We start from the raw sequence: 22569 nt of genomic DNA, 5'->3' as shown, positions 1-22569 counted from the left end.
GTAGCAGATGGACAATCGCGGGGCGCGTCGGATGTTTTTGCCAGATCCGCGCGCCCGGGATCGACAATCGTCGATCGCGACAATAATTCCGTGTTCCGAGGTTTGCGCGACAGGGCGCTACAACGGACCGACGCTTTTGCCGGATCTCCGACCGGGTGCGACTAGCAAACTCTTGACCGGTCGCCCACATCGTTCCGTTACGACGTCACAGCGTCAAATGCCGACAGATGCCGCGGCGCGGAGTTAACCTTCTGTCGTGGAGGCAGCCGAGATAGCGACTGGTCAACAATGACCGGCATCGTCGACTCTCCGCGTCCGGCAAAGGCACCTCTGCGTCCGGTCGGACGCGATCCGATGCCGCCTCTCGAGCTGGTGCACCCGTCGCGCCGCAAAGGTCGCGGATCGCTTGTCCTCGCAGCGATCGACCTGTCGACGGCGTCGCTGGCGGTCGCGATCGGCATGACGTGGGCCAACCACAGCGCCGACCGTCTCCCGCCGAGCTGGATGATGTGCTTCTTCGCGCCGACGGTGGTCGCGTTGTTCGCGATCCGTGGTCTCTACAAGCGCTCGCTGAACCGGTCTTTCCTCGACGAGCTGCCCAAGATCGAGGCCCTGACCTCGGTCGCGGCCATGCTGCTGCTCAGCGGCCTGGTGCTGAACCCTGACGTGGACGGCTCAAACCGGGGCCCGGCCGTCGCCAAGGTATGGATGGTTGCGGCGGTTCTGATCCCGCTCGGCCGCCTGGTGTGGTTCCTGATCCGCAACCACCAGTTCCGCCGCGACCGGCTGATCTCGCCGACCCTCATCGTCGGCAACGGTAGGATCGCGGCGCAGGTCGTGGAGCGGCTCGAGGTCACCCCGCAGTACGGGTTGCGGCCGGTCGGGCTGATCGACGACGACGTGCCCTCGATGGGCCTGGACCGCGACAAGCCGTCGAGCATCCCGTATCTGGGCAAGCTCGACGGCCTCGAGGACGTCATCACCCAGACCGGCGCGCAGTGTCTCATCGTCGCGTTCTCCCGGACCCGCGACGACGCCATGACCGCCGCGGTGAAGGTCGCGCACAAGCGCGGGATGGCGGTGTGGATCGTGCCGCGGATCTTCGACACGATCGGCGTGCACGCCCACATCGACCACATCGGCGGCCTGCCGCTGATCGCGGTCCCGAGCACCGATCCGCGCGGCTGGCAGTTCGCGGTCAAGCACGTCTCCGACCGGATGTTCGCGGCGCTGGGCCTGCTGCTGATCTCGCCGCTGTTCCTCACGCTGATGCTGCTGGTCCGGCTGAGCTCTCCGGGGCCGATCTTCTTCGGTCAACCGCGGATCGGCCGCGACGGCCGCGTCTTCCAGTGCCTGAAGTTCCGCTCGATGCGCCCGCCGAGCGAGGCTGACGCCGCGTTCCAGCGCAGTGCCGACCGCGCGCCCGGCGGCGTCGAGGGGGAGGACCGCCGGACCCGGATCGGCAAGATCCTGCGGGCCACGTCTCTGGATGAACTGCCCCAGCTGATCAACGTGATCCGCGGTGAGATGAGCCTGGTGGGTCCGCGGCCGGAGCGCCCGGAGTACGTCGACCTGTTCAACGTCCAGATCGCCCGCTACGGCGACCGGCACCGCGTGAAAGCGGGGATCACGGGCTGGGCCCAGGTGCACGGCCTGCGTGGCCAGACGTCGATCGCCGACCGCGCGGAATGGGACAACTTCTACATCGAGAACTGGTCGCTGTGGCTCGACTGGAAGATCCTGGCCATGACCGTGGGTGCGGTGCTGCGCCGCGCTGAGTGAGGAGCCCCGGCCCGCGCCTCCACCCCGGTACGCTTTGGTACCGTCGCGGCCATGGACCGTGTTGATGCTTTCGGCGACGACGCCCTCGGCGACCTGGACGCGGTGGGTGCCGTGGAGGCGCTGCGGGGCGGGTCGGTGTCGGCCACCGAACTCGTCGACGCCGCCATCGCCCGCGCCGAGGCGGTGAACCCGGCACTGAACGGCCTGGCCTACGAGGCGTTCGAGCGCGCGCGGGCCCGGGCCCGGCAGGCAACGCCCTACGGCGGCTACTTCGACGGGGTGCCGTCGTTCATCAAAGACAACGTCGCGGTGGCCGGGATGCCGACCCGGGAGGGCGCCGACGCCTGGGAGGCGCGACCCGCCCCCGCTGACGGCGACTTCGCCCGCGCCTACCTGGCCACCGGACTGGTGCCGTTGGGCAAGACGCAACTCTCCGAGTTCGGCTTCAGCGCCTCGGCCGAACATCCCCGGCTGGGCCCGGTGCGCAACCCGTGGAACGTCGAGCACACGGCCGGTGCGTCGTCTTCCGGTTCGGGCGCGTTCGTCGCCGCCGGCGTCGTGCCGATCGCCCACGCCAACGACGGCGGTGGCTCGATCCGGATCCCCGCGGCGTGCAACGGCCTGGTCGGCCTCAAACCCTCGCGCGGACGCCTGCCCCTGGACAAGAACGTGCGCCAGATGCCGCTGCGCATCGTGCACAACGGCGTCCTCACGCGCTCGGTCCGCGACACCGCGGCGTTCTACCGGGAGATGGAACGCATCGTCGCGGGCCCGAAGCTGCCGCCGGTGGGCGACGTCACCGGTCCTGGCGCCGAACGCCTGCACGTCGCGGTGTGCACCCGGTCGATCGCGCGGGACTCGGCGCCGGAGATCGTCGAACTGACCCTCAAGACCGCCACGCTGCTCGAGGAACTCGGGCACCGGGTGAGCGTGATCGACAACCCGATCCCTGCGCGATTCATCGACGACTTCCTGCTCTACTGGTCGTTTCTGGCCTTTGCGTTGGTCCGCGGCGGGCAGCGCATGTTCGGGGAGACGTTCGACCGCAGCAGGCTGGACAACCTCACGCTTGGCCTCGAGCGGCACGCCGCCCGCAACCTGGTCCGCCTGCCGACAGCGCTCGCCCGGTTGGCGCGCACCCGCCGGATCACCTCCCGGCTGCACGGGACCTACGACGTCCTGCTCACTCCGACGCTCGCCGACGTCACACCGCGCATCGGGCACCTCGATCCGACGGCCGACTACCAGCAGGTGATCGACCGGCTCATCGAATGGGTGGCGTTCACGCCGCTGCAGAACGTGACGGGAGAACCGGCGATCTCGTTGCCGCTGGCCCATTCTGCGTCGGGGCTGCCGGTCGGCATGATGTTCTCGGCGCCGCTCGGCCACGACGCCCGGCTCCTCGCGCTGGCCTACGAGCTCGAGCAGGCGCGACCCTGGCGCACGATCTCGGACTGACCGCCGACGAAATCCGTTGTGCGCCCGACACCGTGACGTAACGGGACCCGCGGTGAGTTAACACCGCCGACATTGCCGGTGGCTGCGGCCGTTACGTTGTGCTCGCAGCATCGCTTCTCGTGGAGACCAGTCAGGTCGGCGACGCGCCCACGGTGGTCCGATCACCGCAGATCCCCGTCGGGTCGCAGAACACGGTTCTGTGCCTCGTCCGGTTCGCCCTGGCCAACATCAGGCGGCGGCCCGAACGGTTCGTGCTGTCGGTGCTGGGCATCGCGCTGGCGATCGCCTGCGTCACCGTGGTGCGCACCGTATCGGCGAGTTTCGCGATCACCGGCGAGAATTCGGTCACCGACGTGCTCGCAGGCGGGGCGCTGTGGGTGGTGCCCGCCGCCGGGGTGCACTACGACCCGGACGTCGAGGCGCTGGTCGCCGACGGCCCCGCACCCGACATCTCCGCCCCGCCGGGCTGGGGGGCCAGCCGCGTCCTGTCCGGGGTGACGCAGGTGAACGGCCAGTCGGTGTCGCTGCGCGGCAGCGACGCTGTCGCCGCGGGCGAGGCGTCGGTGGGCTCGGGACTGGGCGAGCGGCTCGGTCTCGGTGCCGGTGACCGCGTCACCGTCGGCGGACAGAGCCTGCAGGTCACGATCGACGGCACCGGCGAATCCCTGACCGTACCGACGGGAGTGGCCGAAAGCGTTGTGGGGCAGAATGGTTGGTGGATCGTATCGGCGCCCGCCGGGTCGGCGCAGCGCCGCGATCTCGCGCAGATCTTCTCAGCCGCGGTCAGCCTGCCGTCCACCCCGGATCCGGCTCAACGACCCGACCCTGCCGGCGCCGGGCTCATCTACGACACCGTCGGAGGATCCGGCCCGCTGACCTTCGAGCAGAAGTTCTCGGCGCTCTTCTCGGGCAAGGTGACGGGATCGACACTCGGTCTGATCTCCACCATCGGACTCGCCCTCGGCTTCGTGATCGCGGTGTCGTCCTTCCTCGCGGCGGTCACCGAGCGGCGGCGCGAATTCGGCATCATGTCGAGCATCGGACTGGCCGACGAGGTCCTGTACTTCTTCCTGGTCGAATCGGCGATCGTGTTCCTGGCCGCCTACGTCGTCGGCATCGCTGCCGCCGGAATCGCTGTGGCCCTGGTGATTCCGGGGATCGCGACCCCGACGGCGTGGCTGCAGGGTGTCGCGATGACCGCGATGTTCCTGCCCGCGATGGCGATCGTCGGCGCTCTGGTGCCGGTGCACCGGTTGCTGCAGCAGCGGCCCGTCGCTCTGCTGGGTGCGCGATGATCGGCAACGGCCTGTCCTACGGCTGGCTGGCGGCGCGGCGGCGGATCAGCGAGATGGTGCTGCCGGCCGTCACCACCGCCACGGGTGCGTATCTCGTCGTGCTGGTGTTCGGCATGTCCGACGGAATCCGCACCCAGTCGGCCGCATTGGGCCACGCCGACGAGATCAGTCGCGCGGTGGTGTTGATCGCGGTGACCGTGCTCCTGGTCGGCGTCGCCGAGGTGGCGGTGGCGACCACCCGGACCGTGGCGCACCGCACCCGCGAGTTGGGGGTGCTGGGCGCCAACGGCATCCCTCGCGCGCCCGTCGTCGCCGCGCTGCTCGTCGAACCCGTGATCGCCGCACTGGCAGGAGCTCTGATCGGGGCCCTGCTCGCCGTGCTGACCGGTGTCGTGCTCGCCGCGGCCGGAGTCGTCGGCACCGGGGTGTCGACGGTGGGGCTGGCGGTCGGGGCCGGGGTGGCCGTCGCGGTCAGCATCGTGGCCGCGCTGGCCACCAGCGTCGTGCCCACCTGGAAGGCCGCCTCCCGTCCGCCCATCCGATCGCTGACCGAAGGAAGCTGACATGACCGCACCCGCCCCCGTGATCGAGATCTCGGACGTGTGGAAGCTGCACAAGCTCGGCGACGAGGTGGTCAAGGCGTTGATGGCCGCCGAATTGACGGTGATGCCCGGCGAATTCGTGTGCCTGATGGGGCCCAGCGGCAGCGGCAAGTCCACCCTGCTCAACATCATCGGTGGGCTGGACCGGCCGACCAAGGGCACCGTCCGGGTCGCCGGCAAGGACACCGCCGCGCTGACCGAGAGCCAGTTCGCGGCGCTGCGGCACGACACCGTGGGCTTCATCTTCCAGAGCTACAACCTGATCCCGTTCCTGTCGGCCGTCGAGAACGTCGAGCTCCCACTGATGTTCGAGCCCTACGACCGTGCCGCGCTGCGCCGGCGGGCCATCGAGCTCCTCGAACTGGTCGGCCTCGGCCACCGCATCGATCACCAACCCACCAAGATGTCGGGCGGCGAGCAGCAGCGCACCGCGATCGCGCGGTCGCTGATCAGCAACCCGACGCTGGTACTGGCCGACGAACCGACGGCCAATCTGGATCACCGCACGGGGGAGACGGTGGTGCGGATGTTGCGTGATCTGTGCTCGACCATGGGCGTCACCGTGGTCGCCAGCACCCACGACCCCACGGTGGCCGACGAAGCGAGCCGTGTCGTCCGGATGAAAGACGGACAGATCGTCAACTGACACAACAGATGTGGGAGAAGGCATGACACAGACAGAGCCCGCGCCGCCTGCCGGTCGCGACACGCTCATGACCACCGAGCTGGTCCCCGAGCAGATCCTGCCCAAGGTGATGACCACCTTCGGTCTGACCGCGGCATACGTCTTCATCATCTGCTGGGTCACCGGTTCGTCGGTGATGGCGGCCGGTGGCTGGACGGCGATCCCCATGTGGGTGCTCGGCATCCTCACGTTCCTGATCCCCGCCGGCATGGCCGTCGTCGAGCTCGGCAATCTGTGGCCGGGGCAGGGCGGGGTGTACATCTGGGCGACCCGCACGATGGGGGAGACGTGGGGCTTCATCGGCGGCTACCTGTCCTGGGTGCCGGTGATCCTCAACGCCGCGTCCTCGCCCGCGGTGGTGCTGCAGTTCCTGTTGCTGGCCTTCCACGCCGAGCTCGGCCTGACCACGAGCATCATCCTGCAGCTGGTGATCCTGTGGACGGTGATCGGTCTCGCGTTGGCGAAACTGGCTGCGAGCCAACGCATCATGAACATCGTCTTCGTCGTGTACGGGCTGCTGACGCTGACGATCTTCATCTCCGGCCTGCTGTTCGCGGTCAAGAACGGGTCGGCGACCCCGTTCAGCTGGGCCGAGGCCACCATCCCCAACTTCGCCGTCGCCGGCTTCCTCTACGGCACCGTGCTGCTGTACCTGCTCGGCGTCGAGACGCCCTACAACATGGGCGCGGAGTTCCTCTCGGTGCGCAAGAGCGGTCCGAAGATGATCCTGTGGGGGTCGGCCGCGCTCGTCGCCATCTACCTGCTGACCACCCTCGGCACCATGATGGCGCTGCCCACCGACCAGATCGACCCCGTCACCGGTGTCATCGGCATGCTCGACGTCGCGGGCTTCCCCGGCTTGATGGAGGTGTGCGCCATCGTGCTGGCGTTCATCATCATCGTCGCGTTGATGACCTATCAGGTGGCCTACTCCCGACTCATCTTCGTCTCGGGTCTCGAGCGGCACCTGCCGCGCCTGTTCACCCATCTGAACCCGCGCACCCGCAACCCGGTGACCGCCATCCTGATCCAGGGCGTCATCTCGTCGCTGATCCTGGTCGGGCTCTACTCGCAGAGCAGCATGGCCAACGTCACGATCTACCTGCAGGGCGGGCTGTCGACGGTGTGGCTGCTGTCCGGGTTCTTCTTCCTGTTCCCGGTGATCATCGCCCGCCGCAAGTACGCCGACCGCTACGCCGACGAACAGTTCTGGCGCATCCCGGGCGGGATGACCGGCGTGTGGATCACCGTTGCCGTCGGCACTGTCGGCACCATCGGCGGCGTGTACTACTCGTTCGTCACGCCGTGGATCGACGTGCCCACCGCGACGTGGATGACGTGGGTCGGCGGCATCAGCCTCGGCATGTTCGCGCTCGGCCTGACCGTCTACATCTTCGGGCGCCGCTCGGCGCACAAGGTCTCCCAGGAAGACGCGCTGGCCCACCTGGCCGTCTTCGATCTCACCGGCAGCGACAAGGAAGCAGAGGGAACCGACAAGTGACGATGGAGGACACCCGCACACCCGGTGCGGAAGCGGCCGGCATGTCCGGCCAGTACCCCCTCGACCCGCTCACCGGGGCCGAGATCGAAGCCGCCGCGGCCGTGATCATGGCGAGCGAATTCGCCACCCCCACTATGAAGTTCGTGATGATCTATCTGGCCGAGCCGGCGAAGACGGCGTCGCTCACGTTCGTCGGGGCGGATGTTGCGCGGTGTGCTTTCGCGACGATGTACGACGCCGCGGCCAAGATGATCTACGAGGCCGTCGTGGACCTCGGGGCGCGCGTGATCGAGTCGTGGACGCCCATTCCCGGCCGCTTCCCCTCCTACCTCGTCGAGCACATGACGGGGGTGGAGGAGAAGGTCCGGGAGGATCCGCGGTGGCAGGAGGCGATGCGCAGACGGGGCGTCACCGATTTCAGCCTGGCGATGATCGACCCGTGGCCGGCCGGCTACTACGGCGGTCAGGACCACTACGACAACTCGCCGCTGATCTGCCGGCCGCTGACGTTCATGCGGGCGGCACCGTCGGAGCACGGGTACGCCCGTCCCGTCGAAGGCCTGATCGTCACCTTCGACCTCGACGCCATGGTGGTGATCGACGTCGAGGACCACGGCGTGGTGCCGCTGCCGCCGACCGCGGGCAACTACTCCGAGGAGTTCATGTTCGACCCGAACAACCGGCCGGCGTTCACCGAGTTCCGTCCCGACGTCAAGCCGATCGAGATCACCCAGCCCGACGGGCCCAGCTTCACCGTCGACGGATGGAACGTGACGTGGCAGAAGTGGTCCCTGCGCATCGGGTTCAATCCGCGCGAAGGTGTCACGGTGCACGAGGTGACCTACACCGACCGCGGGCAGACCCGTCCGATCCTGTACCGGGGCTCGCTGTCGGAGATGGTGGTGCCCTACGGCGACACGTCGCCCACGCACTGGAACAAGAACGTCTTCGACATGGGTGAGGTGGGCATGGGCTTCTCGGCCAACCCGCTGACCCTGGGATGTGACTGTCTGGGCGAGATTCACTACTTCGACGGCACGGTGAACGACTCCAGTGGCAACGCGGTGACCATCCCGAACGCGATCTGCATGCACGAGGAGGACTACGGGATCTCCTGGAAGCACACCGACTTCCGCACCGAGGAAGTGGAGGTCCGGCGATCGCGCCGGCTGGTCATCTCGATGATCTGCACCGTCGGCAACTACGAGTACGGCTTCTTCTGGTACTTCTACAACGACGCCTCGATCGAGGTGGAGGTGAAGCTGTCGGGGGTGTTGACGACCGGGGCGGTTCTCGACGGGGAGTCGCCACGCTGGGGCAAGTTGGTGGCGCCGGGCATCTACGGCCCGAACCATCAGCACTTCTTCAACTTCCGGCTCGACATGAGCGTCGACGGGCCGAACAACAGCGTGTACGAGGTGGATTCGATTCCCGAACCGGATCCGGCGCTCAACCCGCACCGCAACGCGTGGATCGTGCAGGACACGCTGGTGGGGTCCGAAGCCGAAGGGGCGCGGGACTGGAACTGGTCGACCGGCCGGTACTGGAAGGTGACGAACCCGTCGAAGGTGAACGAACTGGGTAGCCCGGTGGCCTACAAGCTGGTGCCCAAGGACATCGTGCCGGTGATGGTGCAGGAGGGTTCCCACATCTACGACCGCGCCCGGTTCGTGCAGCACAACCTGTGGGTGACCCGGTACGACCCGAAGGAGATGTTCGCCGCCGGCGACTACATGTACCAGTCGGCCGACATGCAGGGTCTGCCGGAGTTCGTCGCCGACGACGCCCCGCTGGAGGACACCGACGTCGTGCTCTGGTACACGCTGGGGGCACACCATGTCGTGCGTCCGGAGGACTGGCCGGTGATGCCGTGCGCCTACACCGGCTTCCACCTCAAACCGATCGGCTTCTTCGACGGCAACCCGGCGCTGGACCTTCCGCCGTCACCGCCGAAGGCCTGCCATGCGAACCATGCCGGGCTGCCGGTCGCGGAACGCGCGAAGGAGTCCTGAGAACTTCTGGCGCCACCGGGCTGACCGTTCACCCGACTCACAGTTTCAGCGACATGTATTTGCATTGCTAAATACACGTGTCACTGCGCGTTTTCGCGGCGAGAAAAGACTCTTGACTTTCCTGGTCCCACATAGGGAGAGTAGGCGTCAGCAGCCAAAAAGCCTGTTTCTTGTGCTGCTGGAACTGTGAGGTGCCACCATGGGAGCAATCCGCTCGCCGAACCGCCCAGAACGATGAAAAGTTTGCCATTGATATTGATGGCGAACTTAGGTGAGGGAATCCTGGCACCGCTCGAGGGGGAATGAAAATGGTGTACGCAACAGACACTCGTCGGACCGCGATATCGGTCGCCGTCATCGACTCGAACGTCATCGCCCACGCCGGCGTCAAGCCTCTTGTGGCCAAGTCGGGAAACCGAATACGGATCGGCGAGTGCTACGGCAGTCCCGACCAGTTCTTCGCCGCCCACCCGGAGCGCGCGGGCACCGTCGACGTCGTGTTGTTCGACGTGGACGTCGACCGGCAAGGGCCGGACTTCGAGTCGCTGGCCAAGATCACCGGCAGCGGTCATCGGGTCGTGGTGTACACCGAGTTGGCCAACGACGAAGTCATCCTCACGAGCCTCGACCTCGGGGCGGCCAGTTACGTGATCAAGTCCGAGGCCTGTCAGTACCTGATCGAGGCGCTCAACTCCGCGCATCGACAACTTCCCTATGTCGCGCCGCGGATGGGTCGGGCGTTGCTCAACCACAAGCGGCTGGGCCGGCCGGGACTGAGTCACCGCGAGCGTGAGGTCCTCGTCGCCTGGTTCCGGAACGGCAGCATCGAGGGCGTCGCCGAAGCGCTGCGCATCGAGCCATCGACGGTGCGGACGCACCTGCAGCGAGTGCGCGCCAAGTACGCGTCGGTGGGGAGGGCGGCGCCGACAAAGGCCGCCCTGATCGCCCGCGCGCTCCAGGACGGCCTGCTGAGGGTCGGCGACCTGTAACCGGGAGGGGGCCCGATGAGGATCGTGGTGACGGGAGGCGCCGGGTACATCGGGGCGCACGTGGTGCTGGCGTTGCGGCGCGACGGGCATGACGTGGCAGTGATCGACGACCTGTCGACGGGGACACCGGACCGGTTGACCGATGACACCCCGTTGTTCGTCTGTTCGGTGCTCGACACCGAGCGGGTGGCCGAGAACCTGCGCGCGCACGGGTGCGAACTCGTCGTTCACGTCGCGGCGAAGAAGGCCGTCGAGCAATCCGTCGCCGAACCGCTGATGTACTACCGGGAGAACGTCATCGGTATGCACAGCGTGCTGTCCGCGATGGCGCAGGCGGGCGTCGGCAAGATCCTGTTCTCGTCCAGTGCGGCCGTCTACGGGGCGCCGACGGGTGACCTGGTGGACGAGCAGGCGGTCACGGCGCCGGCATCGCCGTACGGCTGGACCAAGCTGATGTGCGAGCAGATGATCCGGGATGTGGCCGCCGCGACCGCGCTCGACTGGGTCGCACTGCGGTACTTCAACGTGGCGGGCGCCGCCGACCCCGCTCTGGCCGACCGGGGAGAGAACAATCTGATCCCGAGGGTGTTCCGGGCGATCTGTTCCGGCGTCCCGCCGCAGATCTTCGGCGATGAGTATCCGACCCGCGACGGCACGTGCATCCGTGACTACATCCACGTCGCCGACGTCGCCGACGCGCACGCCGCGGCGGTTCGGGGGATGAGTTCCGGTGCTCCATCGGCGATCTACAACATCGGCACCGGGTCGGGGACGAGCGTGCTGGAGGTGATGCACACCGCACGGCGCATCACCGGACGGGATTTCGACTGGGATGTGCGGCCGCCTCGGGCCGGCGATTCCCCGGCGGTGGTGGCGGACGCCGCGAAGATCCGGGCCGGATTGGGTTGGCAATCCCGGCACGACCTCGATGACATCGTCGGCAGTGCGTGGCAGTCCTGGTCGAGCAGGAGCGAGATCCCCGTTGCCCGGTGACGGGCAGCTTCTTCGCGGAGTTCAGCCGAGCTCGGACAGGATGCGGCGCAGCTCGCGCTGATCGGTGTCGGAGAGGTCGCCGAGCACCCGCTGTTCGGCGGCGCGGATCCCGTCGTTGGTGCTGGCGAGCAGGGCCCGGCCCTCGCGGGTCAGTTCGGCCGGTAGGGACCGGCCCGACGGGACGGTCGCCGGCCGGGACACCAGGCCACGTTCCTGCAGGCCGCGCACCACGATGTTCATCGCCTGCGGTGACACCATCACGTCGCGGGCCAGCTCGGCGTTGGACTGGCCCGGCCGGCGTGACAGCAGACGCAGGCAGATGTACTGGGGGAAGGTCAGATCGAGCGGCTCGAGCACCGCGGTGGTCACGTCGGCGCGCAGAGCCGAGGACAGCCGGTGCAGCAGGTAGCCCAGCGGCGCGTCGTCGCGGTCACTCATGTCAAGCATCTTGACGCATATCAATCTAGTTGATACCAAGGTGTGTATGACGGATCCGACCGGTGAGATGTTCGATGCCGCGTACCGCGGCGAGGCGCAGGAGATGGGGGCGGGCAGTCGCCCACCGTGGAGCATCGACGAACCCCAGCCCGAGATCCGTGCGCTGATCGACGCGGGCGCGTTCCACGGCGATGTGCTCGACGCCGGCTGCGGCGAGGCCGCGACCTCGATGTACCTCGCCGAACGCGGCTTCACCACGGTGGGTCTCGACCAGTCGCCGACGGCCATCGCGCTCGCTCGCGAGGAGGCGGCCCGCCGCGGCCTGGCCACCGCGTCGTTCGACGTCGCCGACATCAGTTCGTTCACCGGCTACGACGGCCGCTTCGGCACGATCGTCGATTCCACGCTGTTCCACTCCATGCCGGTGGAACTGCGCGAGGGCTACCAGCGCTCGATCGTCCGCGCGGCGGCGCCCGGCGCGTCCTACTACGTACTGGTCTTCGACCGCACCGCGATGCCCGCGGACGGACCGGTCAGTCAACGCCGTCACCGCCGACGAGCTCCGCGACGTCGTCGCCCGGCACTGGACCGTCGACGAGATCCGGCCCGCACGCATCCATGCCAACGTGCCGCCGAGCTTCGCGGAGCACTTCGAGGCGTTCGCCGGCGCCGACATCCGCGACGAGGACACGGGTCGCAAATCGATAGCCGCCTGGCTGCTGAGCGCGCACCGGGAGTGACGCGCGCCGACCCCAAACGTGGTTTCGCGCCTGGGATGAGGCAGGATTAGGGCAGCCGTCCGCGGCACTCGCGGGGACGGCGAATCTATGCGAGACCCCGAAGGAGTCGGATGGCGGAAGGCACCAGCAGCAACGGGGAGAACGCGTCGTCGATCCGGCCCGCCTACACCCGCGTGCTGCTCAAACTCGGCGGGGAGATGTTTGGTGGGGGCCAGGTCGGTCTGGACCCCGACGTCGTCGCCCTGGTGGCACGCCAGATCGCCGAGGTGGTGCGCAGCGGCGTCCAGGTGGCCGTCGTCATCGGCGGCGGCAACTTCTTCCGCGGCGCCCAACTGCAGCAGCGCGGTATGGAGCGCACCCGCTCGGATTACATGGGCATGCTCGGCACGGTCATGAACAGCCTTGCGCTGCAAGACTTCCTGGAGAAGGAGGGCATTCAGACGCGCGTCCAGACCGCCATCACGATGGGTCAGGTGGCCGAGCCGTACATCCCGTTGCGCGCCCAGCGGCATCTGGAGAAGGGGCGCGTGGTCATCTTCGGCGCCGGCATGGGTCTGCCGTATTTCTCCACCGACACCACCGCCGCTCAGCGCGCGCTGGAGATCGGGGCGGAGGTGGTGTTGATGGCCAAGGCCGTCGACGGTGTCTTCACCGCCGACCCGCGCCTCGAGCCCGACGCCGAACTGCTCACCGCGATCAGTCACCGCGAGGTCATCGACCGCGGCCTCAAGGTGGCCGATGCCACCGCGTTCAGCCTCTGCATGGACAACGGAATGCCGATCCTGGTGTTCAACCTGCTCACGGATGGCAATATCGCCCGTGCCGTGGCAGGTGAGAAGATCGGCACACTGGTCACCACCTGAGGGCAACCGCGGGGGAGCCGGCGACAGTGACGGGAGAGGGCATGCGAGCGAAGCGACGGGAGAAGACCTAGGTGATCGACGAGACGCTCTTCGATGCCGAGGAGAAGATGGAGAAGGCCGTGTCGGTGGCGCGGGACGACCTGGCGTCGATTCGCACCGGGCGCGCCAACCCCGGCATGTTCAACCGCATCCACGTCGACTACTACGGTGCCGCCACCCCCATCACCCAGCTGTCCAGCATCAACGTCCCCGAGGCGCGGATGGTGGTGATCAAGCCCTATGAGGCCAACCAGCTGCGCAACATCGAGGACGCGATCCGCAATTCGGACCTGGGGGTCAACCCGACCAACGACGGCAACATCATCCGGGTGTCGATCCCGCAGCTGACCGAAGAACGGCGGCGCGACCTGGTCAAGCAGGCCAAGTCAAAGGGTGAGGACGCGAAGGTGTCGGTGCGCAACATCCGCCGCAAGGCGATGGAGGAGCTGACCCGCATCAAGAAGGACGGCGAAGCGGGCGAGGACGAGGTCACTCGGGCGGAGAAGGATCTCGACAAGACCACCGCGCAGTACACGACGCAGATCGACGACTTGGTCAAGCACAAGGAAGGCGAACTGCTGGAGGTCTGAGGATGACCGACCAGCAATCGACTCCCGTGCCAGACAAACCGGTCGGCGAACCGCCGACGGAGAAGAAATCCCGCGCCGGCCGCAACCTGCCCGCCGCCATCGGCGTCGGTGTGGTGCTCGGCGCCATGGCGATCGGCATCCTGCTGTTCGCGCCGATCTGGTGGCTTCCGCTGCTGGCGGCGGCCATGGCGATCGCCACCCACGAGGTGATTCGGCGGCTCGGCGAGCACGGCTACGCGCTGCCCACCATCCCGCTGCTGGTCGGCGGCCAGGCGATGATCTGGCTGACGTGGCCGTTCGGGACGGCGGGACTGCTCGGCGCCTACGGCGGCACCGTCGTGGTCTGCATGGTGTGGCGGCTGCTCGGTCAGGGGCTGACCCGCCAGCCGGTGAACTATCTGCGCGACATCGCCGCGACCGTCCTGCTGGCGACCTGGGTGCCGATGTTCGGGGCGTTCACCGCGCTGCTCATCTTCGCCGACCACGGCGGCGTGCGGGTGTTCACGGTGATCGCGACGGTCGTCTTCGCCGACATCGGGGGGTATGTCGCCGGGGTGCTGTTCGGCAAGCACCTGATGGCCCCCGCCATCAGCCCCAAGAAATCGTGGGAGGGCCTGGGCGGATCGCTGGTCTTCGGTGTCACCGCCGCCGTGCTCTCGGTCACGTTCCTGCTCGACAAGCCGGGGTGGGTCGGCGTGCCGCTCGGCCTGATGCTGGTGATCACCGGAGTGTGCGGTGACCTGGTGGAATCCCAGGTCAAGCGCGATCTGGGCATCAAAGACATGGGCACGCTGCTGCCCGGCCACGGCGGTCTGATGGACCGCATCGACGCCATGCTGCCCTCGGCTGTCGCCGGATGGATCGTGCTCACCCTGCTGGCCTGAGATACTGGCGGTACTCATGCCTGAATCCTCCGGGGCCAAGCCTGCCGTGCCCCTCGTCTTCGATGCCCCGCGCCGCGCGATGCCGCCGCGGCATTTCGCCGATCTCGACGACGCCGGCCGCGCCGCTGCCGTCGCCGAACTCGGCCTGCCCGCGTTTCGCGGCAAGCAGCTGGCCAACCAGTACTACGGGCGGTTGATCGCCGATCCCACGCAGATGACCGACCTGCCCGCCGCGGTGCGCGAGCAGGTGGGTCAGGCGTTGTTCCCGACGCTGTTCGGGGCTGCCCGCGAGATCGAGTGCGACGCCGGCGAGACCCGCAAGGTGCTGTGGCGCGCGATGGACCAGACGTCGTTCGAGTCGGTGCTGATGCGGTACCCGGACCGCAACACGGTGTGCATCTCCTCCCAGGCCGGCTGCGGGATGGCCTGCCCGTTCTGTGCGACGGGTCAGGCCGGGTTGACGCGCAACCTGTCGACCGCCGAGATCCTCGAGCAGGTCCGCTCCGCGGCGGCCGAACTGCGCGACCGCGACGGGTCGCGGCTGTCCAACATCGTGTTCATGGGCATGGGGGAGCCGCTCGCCAACTACAACCGCGTGGTGGCCGCGGTGCGGCGGATCACGGCGGCGCCGCCGGCGGGCTTCGGCATCTCCGCCCGCTCGGTGACGGTGTCGACGGTGGGGTTGGCGCCGGCGATCCGCAAGCTGGCCGACGAGAAGCTCAATGTGACCCTCGCCCTGTCGCTGCACGCGCCCGACGACGAACTGCGCGACACGCTCGTCCCGGTGAACAACCGGTGGAAGGTCAGCGAGGCGCTCGACGCGGCGCGGTACTACGCCGACGCGACGGGCCGGCGCGTGTCGATCGAATACGCGCTCATCCGTGACGTCAACGACCAGCCGTGGCGGGCCGACCTGCTCGGCAAGAAGCTGCACGGCGCGCTGGGGCCGCTGGCGCACGTCAACGTCATCCCGCTGAACCCGACACCGGGCAGCGAGTGGGACGCCAGTCCCAAACCGGCCGAGCGGGAGTTCGTCCGCCGGGTGCGCGAGCGCGGCGTGTCCTGCACCGTGCGTGACACCCGTGGGCGCGAAATCGCCGCCGCCTGTGGGCAATTGGCCGCGCAGGGCTGAGTTCCTCCTCGCCCGTCAGCTGTTTCTGATGCCCACGCAGTGGCGCAGCTGGGCGAGGAACTGGTCGGCGTCGTCGCTGCGCACGATGTAGTGCGATACGGCCACGCGCACCGCGGTCGCGGCCTTGACCGCGCCGTTCGGGCCGGGCAGCAGCTTCTCGAGCTGCCCGCGCATCGCCGGGATGATGTGGGCCAGCCGGCCGATCACCACCTCGGGTTCGATGTCGACCAGTCGCACCCCGGAGTAGGACTGCTGGTAGTCGACGATGAACCGCATCGCGGCGTCCACCCGGTCGTTGCCCCGCAGCCCGGCGGTGGCCTTGGCGATCCCCGTCTCGAACATGTCGCGCTCGTAGATGCCGAAGGCGGTCAACAATTCCTGTTTGTCGGCGAACCAGCGGTACAGCGTCGGGCGGGACACCCCGGCCTGCAGCGCGACCTCCGACAGGCTCAGTTTGGTCTGTCCGCTGCGGCCGAGCACCTCTGCGGTCGCCACCAGGATCCGGTGCCGCGTCGAGGTGTCCTCGCCGTCGGAGCGGTCGCGTGCGGGGTGGTTCACGGGCTCGTCTTTCGCTCGGTTCGCCGTCGATCCTAAGCGTTCGGTCACAGAGATCTCCTCAGCGCAGCGACGGTGTCGAGGTCCTCGAGCGCGGCCAGCGCGTGCTCGAGACCGCGCAGCGCGACGTCCTCGGCCTGCATCCCGCCCAGGCCGGCGGTGATGAGCGCCGCGACGTAGGGGTAGAGCGCACCCTGGCGGTAGCGCTCCCACAGGTCGTCGCGATCCAGGTCGGGCCCGCCCGCGGCGGCCAGTGCCCGGCGGTAGACGTCGAGCAGATCGCGCTCGGCGTTGCGCCGGTCCTCGGTGGCCATGCCGGTCACCAGGGTGTAGGCCAGTTCCCGGCCCGGGTGTCCACGGCGCACCGCCTGCCAGTCCAGCAGGCCGGCCCGCCCGTCGCGGAAGTACAGGTTCCCCGGATGGGCATCGCCGTGCATGACGGTGTGGGGCGGACGGTCGATCAGCGCGGCGACCGCCCGGTAGTTCTCGTCGATGAACCGGCCGCGCGCGACCGGAAGACGCCCGGCCAGCCGCCTCGCCGACCTTCGCAGCAGCGGACCCGTCAGCGCCGCGGCGCTGTCACCGGAGGCGGTGTACGACCACGCGGGCGGGCGCTCCCAGAACGTCGCATGCAGCGAGGCGAGCAGTTCGACGACCAGCGCCGCGCGGTCGGGGTCGATCGGATGCAGCGTGTCCGGGAACACGCACGGCACCGCGGCGAGGTCCTCGAGGACGAGCACGAAGCGCCCGGTCCAGGAGTCGAACCGGGCGCCGTACATGCGCGGGACGCCGGTCAGCCCCGGTGCCAGGTCGCGGTAGAACCGCACCTCGGTGTCCGCGAGGTTGCCGAGTTCACCGAGCATCCGGGTGGCGACGGTTTCGGCCGCCATCTTGACGAAGACCGACGGCGGTACGCCCTCGCCGGTCAGCGCGAGCCGGGCCCGCGACGAGGTCCCACTGTCGCCGTCGATCACCGTCACCGAGGTGACGGTCCTGTCCATCAGGACGGACAGTGTGTCGGCGTCGACGTCGTCGAGGCTGCGGGGCAGCGGGCGCCACCGGCCGGCCACCGCGTCGGTGCCGATCCGACGCGCACCCCGGCCCAGGTGTACGAGTACGTCCCCGACGGACACGCACGCCTCCTAGGCTTGGACCCGGTAGTCACAACAGGCTTACAAGCCAAGCGCGATTTGTAAAGCGAGGATCATGGCGGGTCCGCTGGAGGGCATCAGGGTCGTCGAACTGGGCGTGTGGGTGGCCGGGCCGGCGGCGGGCGGGATCCTCGCCGACTGGGGTGCCGACGTCGTGAAGATCGAGCCGCCGACGGGCGACCCCGCGCGCAGCTTCGGCCGGATGATGGGCATCGAGGAGTCGAGCCCCCCGTTCGAGATGGACAACCGCGGCAAGCGCAGCGTCGTGCTGGACGTGACCACCGACGACGGTCGGGCCGCCGCGTTCGCCCTGATCGAGGACGCCGACGTGTTCCTCACCAACGTCCGGCCGGCCGCCCTGCGCCGGATCGGATTGGCCTTCGAGGATGTCGCACACCGCAATTCGCGGCTGGTCTACGGGCTGATCACCGGATACGGCGAGAGCGGACCGGACGCCGACCGCGCGGCCTACGACGTCGCGGCGTTCTGGGCGCGCGCCGGTCTGGCGCACCTGTTGACCCGGCCCGGCGACACGCCGCCCTTCCAGCGCGGCGGGATGGGTGACCACACCGCGGGGATGACGCTCGCGGGGGCGGTGTGCGCGGCCCTGGTTGCGCGCAACCGAACGGGCGCAGGGCAACTCGTCACCACGTCGCTGTACCGGCAGGGTGCCTACACCGTGAGCTTCGACCTCACCACGTTCCTGCTCACCGGGCACACGATCGCGATCGGGCAACGCGAGACGATGGGCAACCCCTGCATGAACAACTACGCCGCCGGTGACGGACGCCGGTTCTGGATCGTCGGACTGCAGGCCGGACGGCACTGGCCTCCGCTGTGCCGTGCGGTCGGACGGCCCGAGTGGCTGACCGACGAGCGCTACGCGAGCGCCCAGGACCGCGCGGCGCACGCACCCGAGCTGATCGCTGCACTCGACGAGATCTTCGCGACCCGCTCGCTCGACGAGTGGGCGGACGCCTTCGCGGCGGAACCCGAACTGTTCTGGTCGCCGATCAACACGCTCGAGGACGTGGTCGCCGACGACCAGTTCCACGCCGCCGGCGGCATCGTCTACGTGCCCGACGCGCATGACCCCGGGGCGTCGGTCCCGATGGTGGCCACCCCGGCGGACTTTCACGGCACGCCAATCGAGATCCGCTGCACCGCACCGCAACTGGGTGAGCACACAGAGGAGGTGCTCGCCCGCCTCAGCCGGTCATGACGTCGTGCGCCGCCGGACCAGCACCGACTGCTGGATCGCGCCGACCGGCCCCAGCTCGTCGAACAGGGTGCCGATCGTCGTACCGATGCCGTCGGGACCGTAGCTGGTCTCGGCGCGGATACCGGTCCACTCGCCCTGCGGGACGCGATGCACGTGTACCGCGAGATCGGAGTTGAGGAACGTCCAGCGACGGATGTCGAGCTTCGTGCCGATGCCGTTGGCGTTGTCGGCGACGGCGAACAGACGCTCGAGCGGCGTCATCGCCTCACCGTCGACGAGGCCGACCTCAGGCCGGATCCACGACTCGCCGGGCTGCTCGCCGCGGGGCGTGGTGAGCCAGCGCCAGTCGACGCTGTGCAGATAGTTGAGGTCCCAGTCCTTGCGCATGTCCCGGCTGACCGCCTCGCAGCGCGGCCGCAGAGGCGGTGCCGAGGCGCCGGCCACCTCGACGGTGTCCTGGGTCTGGAAGCGCCATCCGCTCGCGCGGGCCACCGGCCGCGGCGCACCGTCCGGGCCCGGCGCCAGCATCTCGGCGCTGACCAGCTCGATCTGCCTGCCGGCGCGATCCCGTCGCGCCCGCACCCACAGGTCGCCGTCGGCGGGCACCGGCCCCAGCAGGTCGATCAGCACCCGGCTCAGCCGGGTGTCGTCGCGGCGCTCGCAACGCTGCAGGCCGCGCACCAGCAGCGCCGACACGGGCCCACCGTGCTGGATGGTCGCCGTCCAGGTGCCGCGGACGAAATCGCTCGCGCGGAAGCGCTCGCCGCGCTCGTCGCTGTCGAGCAGCTCGAAGTACGAGTCCGCCATCAGACCGTGATCGCGTCGAGGCGCGAATCCGAGGTTCCGCGCAGGGTTTCCGGATATGCGCTCACCGACGACAGCAGGAACAAGGTCTGCCCCTCGGGGCCGCCCAGCGCGCAGGCGATGGCCGCCCGGTCGCCGAGGGCGATCCGCTCGGTCACGATGTAGGAGTCCGTGCCGAGCGGCTCGATCCGGGCGAACTGGTGTGCCAGCGTCAACGCCACCCACACCCCGCCCTCGGCGTCGAGGCAGATACCGTCCGGTGGTCCGTCCAGGCCCTCGGCGAAAACCCTTCGCTCGCCCAGCGTTCCGTCCTCAGCCACAGTGAAGGCGGTCAGCCGGCGTCCGGTGGATTCGGCGACGATCAGCGTCGTCCCGTCCTCGGTCAGCGCGATCCCGTTGGGGAACTCGAGGGCGTCGGCGACCACCGTGGCGCGCTGATCCCTCGGCGCGTCGGGGTCGATCCGCACGAGCTCCCCGCCCTCGCGGGCCTGGGAGCCGACGTACGCGCAGCCGTGCCTGTCGATCACCATGTCACCGAGGTCGGCGGGCACCACCGCCGACACGTCGGCGACGACCGTGACCGTCTCCCCGTCGTAACCGAGGATCTGCCGACGGGCGGCGGACACGATCAGCAGCGTTCCGTCGGGGCGGAAGCCGAGGCCGGACGGTGCGTGCCCCGGCAGCGGCAGCGTGCTCTGTTCACCGCCGAGCGTCACGGTGTGCACCGCTTCGCCGAGCATGTCGGAGAACCACACCAGGCCCTCGAACCAGCGTGGGCCCTCGCCGAAGCAGAAGCCGTTGGCCAACGGGGTCAGCGACATTCGGCGGCAGCCTCCGCTGCTTTACAAAACACTCGACAAGTGTCACGCTCGCTGAGTGCAGCTGTCAACTACCTGCAGCCCCCGGGTGCTGACGTGACCATGAAGAAGTACCACAGCCACACGCTGCTCTACCTGCACGAGACGATCGATCTGGGCGCTGCGGGCAGCGACGAGTTCGTCGCGCAGTTCAGCGGCCTCTACCACCCGATGATGACCGAACTCGGCGCGCGACTGTTCGCGATGTGGGAGACGACCCCCTACAACGGGCACTGGCCGCAGGCGACGCTGATCTGGGAGCTCGACGCGTTCGCCGACTACGCACGCATCGGGCGGGCCCAGGCGCGCGGTGGGAGCCATGAGGCTGCGGCCGCGGCGTGGGCGGGCTATCTGCGCGACGTCGGCGCCCGCGGCGAGGGCCGCATCATGTACGCCGGTCGCAGCAACAGGACGCTGGCCCAGCTGACCGAGGCGAAGGTGACGGCCGGCCTGGTGATCCAGGAGATCATGCAGACCAAACCCGGCCGGCAGGACGATTACATCCGGGAACTGGAACGGCTCTATGTGCCGTGGTCCGAGGCCACCGGCAAGCGCTGGCTCGGCTCGTTCATCACCACGTTCCGGTTCAACGAGGTCATCCACTACTGGGCCCTCGACGGGGACTGGGCCTGCTTCGAGAACCACTACCCGTCGTGGAAGGACAGCCCGCCCGCCGAGATCGTCACGTGGATGAGCGTCGCCCCCGCACTGCGTGACGGCTGGGAGGACTCCATCCTGGCCGCCCTGCCACCGTCGCCGCTGCGATGAGCTTTCGCTACGACCCGTTCGACCCCGCGGTGATGGCCGACCCGCCGGCGTACTACCGGGTCCTGCGCGAGCAGTACCCGGTGTACTACCTCGAGCAGTGGGACACCTACGCGTTGTCGCGGTTCGCCGACATCTGGAAGGTGTTGGAGGTCAACGACGGAACGTTCGTCGCCTCGGAGGGCACGTTGCCCTCGGCCGCGGTGCTCGCCGCTCACAACGACGGGCCGGTGCCCGACCCGCCGCTGCATCCGTTGCCGTTCCACGCCAATTTCGACGCGCCCCTCTACGACGAGGTGCGGCGCGCCACCGCCACTCCCTTTCGGCCCAGGAAGATCGCCGCGCTCGCCACGCGGATCCGCGAGCTGGCCAACGAGCGGCTCGACGTCCTGTTGCCGCGCGGGCACTTCGACCTCACCGCCGAGTACGCCGGCATCGTCGCCGCTTCGGTGGTGTGCGACCTGGTCGGCCTGCCCACCGATCTCGCCGGGGACGTACTGGCGACCGTCAACGCCGGCAGCCTGGCCGAGCCCGGCTCCGGTGTCGAGGTGGCCGACGCCCGGCCCGGATACCTGGATCACCTGATCCCGGTGGTGGCGCGCCGGCGCGCGGGCGAGGGGGACGAGGTGCCCATCGCCGACAACCTGCTGGGCTACCGGTTGCCGGACGGGGCCGCCCTGACCGACCACGAAGCGGCCGTCCAGATGCTCGGCGTCTTCATCGGCGGCACCGAGACGGTGCCCAAGATCGTGGCGCACGGCCTGTGGGAGTTGAGCTCCCGGCCCGACCAGCTGGCCGCGGTGACGGAGGACGTTGCGGCCACCGTGCCGATCGCGCGGGAGGAGATGATCCGCTATTGCGCGCCCGCGCAGTGGTTCGCGCGGACGCTGCGCCGGCCGTTCACCCTGCACGGCATCACGATCCGGCCCGGGCAGCGGATCATCTCGCTGATCGCCTCGGCCAACCGGGACGAGCGGGAGTACCCGGCCCCCGACGACTTTGTTTGGAACAGGCCCATCGAGCGGCTGCTGGCCTTCGGCCGTGGGCAGCACTTCTGCCTCGGCTCCCATCTGGCGCGCCTCGAGATCACCATCATGGTGACCGAATGGCTCAGGCGCGTACCCGAATTCCACGTCGATGCCGCCCGGGCGTCGCGACCACCGTCGAGCTTCCAGTGGGGCTGGAACAGCATCCCCGTCGAGGTCGGCTGAC

Annotated in this window: 21 protein-coding genes and 1 pseudogene; 17 read left to right on the top strand and 5 right to left on the bottom strand. The window is 68.8% G+C overall.

All coding sequences use genetic code 11. The features are described 5' to 3' along the window. Positions 1–354 precede the first annotated feature (354 nt). The 9 genes from MCHLDSM_RS10850 (at position 355) to galE (ending at position 11317) form a co-directional block, all read left to right on the top strand. Complete coding sequence (locus MCHLDSM_RS10850; RefSeq protein ID WP_234713946.1) at positions 355–1782, top strand: sugar transferase; 1428 nt, start codon at positions 355–357, stop codon at positions 1780–1782. 51 nt (positions 1783–1833) lie between these two features. After that, positions 1834–3240 carry an amidase gene (locus MCHLDSM_RS10845; protein WP_048470049.1) on the top strand — a complete coding sequence of 469 codons (1407 nt, stop codon included), beginning with the start codon at positions 1834–1836 and terminating at the stop codon, positions 3238–3240. 119 nt (positions 3241–3359) lie between these two features. Then, positions 3360–4535 carry an ABC transporter permease gene (locus MCHLDSM_RS10840; protein WP_048470286.1) on the top strand — a complete coding sequence of 392 codons (1176 nt, stop codon included), beginning with the start codon at positions 3360–3362 and terminating at the stop codon, positions 4533–4535. Next, complete coding sequence (locus MCHLDSM_RS10835) at positions 4532–5098, top strand: FtsX-like permease family protein (RefSeq protein WP_048470048.1); 567 nt, start codon at positions 4532–4534, stop codon at positions 5096–5098. Before MCHLDSM_RS10840 ends, MCHLDSM_RS10835 begins: the two co-directional genes overlap by 4 nt. Before the next feature lies 1 nt (position 5099). Continuing rightward, on the top strand, positions 5100–5783 hold the full coding sequence (locus MCHLDSM_RS10830; protein ID WP_048470047.1) for an ABC transporter ATP-binding protein: 684 nt from the start codon (positions 5100–5102) through the stop codon (positions 5781–5783). A 22-nt stretch (positions 5784–5805) separates the two neighbouring features. Next, the gene (locus MCHLDSM_RS10825; RefSeq protein ID WP_048470046.1) at positions 5806–7323 is read left to right on the top strand and encodes an APC family permease; all 1518 of its coding nucleotides are present in this window, start codon (positions 5806–5808) and stop codon (positions 7321–7323) included. A 2-nt stretch (positions 7324–7325) separates the two neighbouring features. After that, on the top strand, positions 7326–9335 hold the full coding sequence (locus MCHLDSM_RS10820; protein ID WP_109788781.1) for a primary-amine oxidase: 2010 nt from the start codon (positions 7326–7328) through the stop codon (positions 9333–9335). A 308-nt stretch (positions 9336–9643) separates the two neighbouring features. Then, positions 9644–10324, top strand: a complete 681-nt coding sequence (locus MCHLDSM_RS10815) for a DNA-binding response regulator (protein ID WP_048470044.1) — start codon at positions 9644–9646, stop codon at positions 10322–10324. Positions 10325–10339: 15 nt separating this feature from the next. Beyond that, the gene (galE, locus tag MCHLDSM_RS10810; protein ID WP_048470043.1) at positions 10340–11317 is read left to right on the top strand and encodes a UDP-glucose 4-epimerase GalE; all 978 of its coding nucleotides are present in this window, start codon (positions 10340–10342) and stop codon (positions 11315–11317) included. A gap of 21 nt (positions 11318–11338) precedes the next feature. On the opposite strand, the gene MCHLDSM_RS10805 is transcribed toward galE, so the two are convergent. Next, positions 11339–11764 (bottom strand): MarR family winged helix-turn-helix transcriptional regulator, encoded by a 426-nt coding sequence (locus MCHLDSM_RS10805; RefSeq protein WP_082168814.1) that lies wholly within the window; start codon positions 11762–11764, stop codon positions 11339–11341. A 37-nt stretch (positions 11765–11801) separates the two neighbouring features. Between MCHLDSM_RS10805 and MCHLDSM_RS10800 the strand changes: the two are divergent. The 5 genes and pseudogenes from MCHLDSM_RS10800 (at position 11802) to rlmN (ending at position 16003) form a co-directional block, all read left to right on the top strand. Continuing rightward, a pseudogene (locus tag MCHLDSM_RS10800) lies at positions 11802–12495 on the top strand (class I SAM-dependent methyltransferase). 110 nt (positions 12496–12605) lie between these two features. Next, entirely contained in the window at positions 12606–13358 is a 753-nt protein-coding gene (gene pyrH, locus MCHLDSM_RS10795; RefSeq protein ID WP_048470041.1) for a UMP kinase, read from the top strand. Positions 13359–13429: 71 nt separating this feature from the next. Further along, positions 13430–13987: a ribosome recycling factor gene (frr, locus tag MCHLDSM_RS10790; protein ID WP_048470040.1), complete on the top strand. Its 558-nt coding sequence runs from the start codon at positions 13430–13432 to the stop codon at positions 13985–13987. Between the two features lie 2 nt (positions 13988–13989). Then, entirely contained in the window at positions 13990–14871 is an 882-nt protein-coding gene (locus tag MCHLDSM_RS10785) for a phosphatidate cytidylyltransferase (protein WP_048416446.1), read from the top strand. Positions 14872–14887: 16 nt separating this feature from the next. Further along, the gene (gene rlmN / locus MCHLDSM_RS10780) at positions 14888–16003 is read left to right on the top strand and encodes a dual-specificity RNA methyltransferase RlmN (protein WP_048470039.1); all 1116 of its coding nucleotides are present in this window, start codon (positions 14888–14890) and stop codon (positions 16001–16003) included. A gap of 15 nt (positions 16004–16018) precedes the next feature. On the opposite strand, the gene MCHLDSM_RS10775 is transcribed toward rlmN, so the two are convergent. Further along, complete coding sequence (locus MCHLDSM_RS10775; protein ID WP_048470038.1) at positions 16019–16561, bottom strand: TetR/AcrR family transcriptional regulator; 543 nt, start codon at positions 16559–16561, stop codon at positions 16019–16021. 44 nt (positions 16562–16605) lie between these two features. After that, complete coding sequence (locus MCHLDSM_RS10770; RefSeq protein ID WP_048470037.1) at positions 16606–17691, bottom strand: aminoglycoside phosphotransferase family protein; 1086 nt, start codon at positions 17689–17691, stop codon at positions 16606–16608. 73 nt (positions 17692–17764) lie between these two features. On the opposite strand from MCHLDSM_RS10770, the gene MCHLDSM_RS10765 reads away from it, so the two are divergent. Continuing rightward, the gene (locus MCHLDSM_RS10765) at positions 17765–18931 is read left to right on the top strand and encodes a CaiB/BaiF CoA transferase family protein (RefSeq protein ID WP_048470036.1); all 1167 of its coding nucleotides are present in this window, start codon (positions 17765–17767) and stop codon (positions 18929–18931) included. Here the strand turns inward: MCHLDSM_RS10765 and MCHLDSM_RS10760 are convergent. Both MCHLDSM_RS10760 and MCHLDSM_RS10755 read right to left on the bottom strand, forming a co-directional pair. Continuing rightward, positions 18926–19738 carry a thioesterase family protein gene (locus MCHLDSM_RS10760; RefSeq protein WP_048470035.1) on the bottom strand — a complete coding sequence of 271 codons (813 nt, stop codon included), beginning with the start codon at positions 19736–19738 and terminating at the stop codon, positions 18926–18928. The genes MCHLDSM_RS10765 and MCHLDSM_RS10760 overlap by 6 nt on opposite strands. Then, positions 19738–20556, bottom strand: coding sequence for an SMP-30/gluconolactonase/LRE family protein (locus MCHLDSM_RS10755; RefSeq protein WP_048470034.1), 819 nt, complete (start codon positions 20554–20556; stop codon positions 19738–19740). The genes MCHLDSM_RS10760 and MCHLDSM_RS10755 overlap by 1 nt, the downstream gene beginning before the upstream one ends. A gap of 99 nt (positions 20557–20655) precedes the next feature. Here MCHLDSM_RS10755 and MCHLDSM_RS10750 point away from each other — a divergent pair, with 99 nt between their 5' ends. Together MCHLDSM_RS10750 and MCHLDSM_RS10745 are read left to right on the top strand one after the other, a co-directional pair. Then, positions 20656–21360 carry a hypothetical protein gene (locus MCHLDSM_RS10750; protein WP_048470033.1) on the top strand — a complete coding sequence of 235 codons (705 nt, stop codon included), beginning with the start codon at positions 20656–20658 and terminating at the stop codon, positions 21358–21360. Continuing rightward, the gene (locus MCHLDSM_RS10745; protein ID WP_048470032.1) at positions 21357–22568 is read left to right on the top strand and encodes a cytochrome P450; all 1212 of its coding nucleotides are present in this window, start codon (positions 21357–21359) and stop codon (positions 22566–22568) included. Before MCHLDSM_RS10750 ends, MCHLDSM_RS10745 begins: the two co-directional genes overlap by 4 nt. Position 22569 lies beyond the last annotated feature (1 nt).

The sequence above is a fragment of the Mycolicibacterium chlorophenolicum genome, from assembly GCF_001044235.1.
Lineage (GTDB): Bacteria > Actinomycetota > Actinomycetes > Mycobacteriales > Mycobacteriaceae > Mycobacterium > Mycobacterium chlorophenolicum.
Note: the sequence above shows the minus strand (reverse complement) of the source record. Positions and strands in the feature narration are given on the sequence as shown.

Coding starts and splice junctions, on each gene's coding strand:
- MCHLDSM_RS10815 (WP_048470044.1), top strand. CDS start 9,644: ATGGTGTACGCAACAGACACTCGTCGGACCGCGATATCGGTCGCCGTC.
- MCHLDSM_RS10845 (WP_048470049.1), top strand. CDS start 1,834: ATGGACCGTGTTGATGCTTTCGGCGACGACGCCCTCGGCGACCTGGAC.
- MCHLDSM_RS10820 (WP_109788781.1), top strand. CDS start 7,326: ATGGAGGACACCCGCACACCCGGTGCGGAAGCGGCCGGCATGTCCGGC.
- pyrH (WP_048470041.1), top strand. CDS start 12,606: ATGGCGGAAGGCACCAGCAGCAACGGGGAGAACGCGTCGTCGATCCGG.
- MCHLDSM_RS10755 (WP_048470034.1), bottom strand. CDS start 20,556: ATGTCGCTGACCCCGTTGGCCAACGGCTTCTGCTTCGGCGAGGGCCCA.
- galE (WP_048470043.1), top strand. CDS start 10,340: ATGAGGATCGTGGTGACGGGAGGCGCCGGGTACATCGGGGCGCACGTG.
- MCHLDSM_RS10765 (WP_048470036.1), top strand. CDS start 17,765: ATGGCGGGTCCGCTGGAGGGCATCAGGGTCGTCGAACTGGGCGTGTGG.
- MCHLDSM_RS10835 (WP_048470048.1), top strand. CDS start 4,532: ATGATCGGCAACGGCCTGTCCTACGGCTGGCTGGCGGCGCGGCGGCGG.
- MCHLDSM_RS10830 (WP_048470047.1), top strand. CDS start 5,100: ATGACCGCACCCGCCCCCGTGATCGAGATCTCGGACGTGTGGAAGCTG.
- rlmN (WP_048470039.1), top strand. CDS start 14,888: ATGCCTGAATCCTCCGGGGCCAAGCCTGCCGTGCCCCTCGTCTTCGAT.
- MCHLDSM_RS10850 (WP_234713946.1), top strand. CDS start 355: ATGCCGCCTCTCGAGCTGGTGCACCCGTCGCGCCGCAAAGGTCGCGGA.
- MCHLDSM_RS10785 (WP_048416446.1), top strand. CDS start 13,990: ATGACCGACCAGCAATCGACTCCCGTGCCAGACAAACCGGTCGGCGAA.
- MCHLDSM_RS10760 (WP_048470035.1), bottom strand. CDS start 19,738: ATGGCGGACTCGTACTTCGAGCTGCTCGACAGCGACGAGCGCGGCGAG.
- MCHLDSM_RS10805 (WP_082168814.1), bottom strand. CDS start 11,764: ATGCTTGACATGAGTGACCGCGACGACGCGCCGCTGGGCTACCTGCTG.
- MCHLDSM_RS10750 (WP_048470033.1), top strand. CDS start 20,656: ATGAAGAAGTACCACAGCCACACGCTGCTCTACCTGCACGAGACGATC.
- MCHLDSM_RS10825 (WP_048470046.1), top strand. CDS start 5,806: ATGACACAGACAGAGCCCGCGCCGCCTGCCGGTCGCGACACGCTCATG.
- MCHLDSM_RS10745 (WP_048470032.1), top strand. CDS start 21,357: ATGAGCTTTCGCTACGACCCGTTCGACCCCGCGGTGATGGCCGACCCG.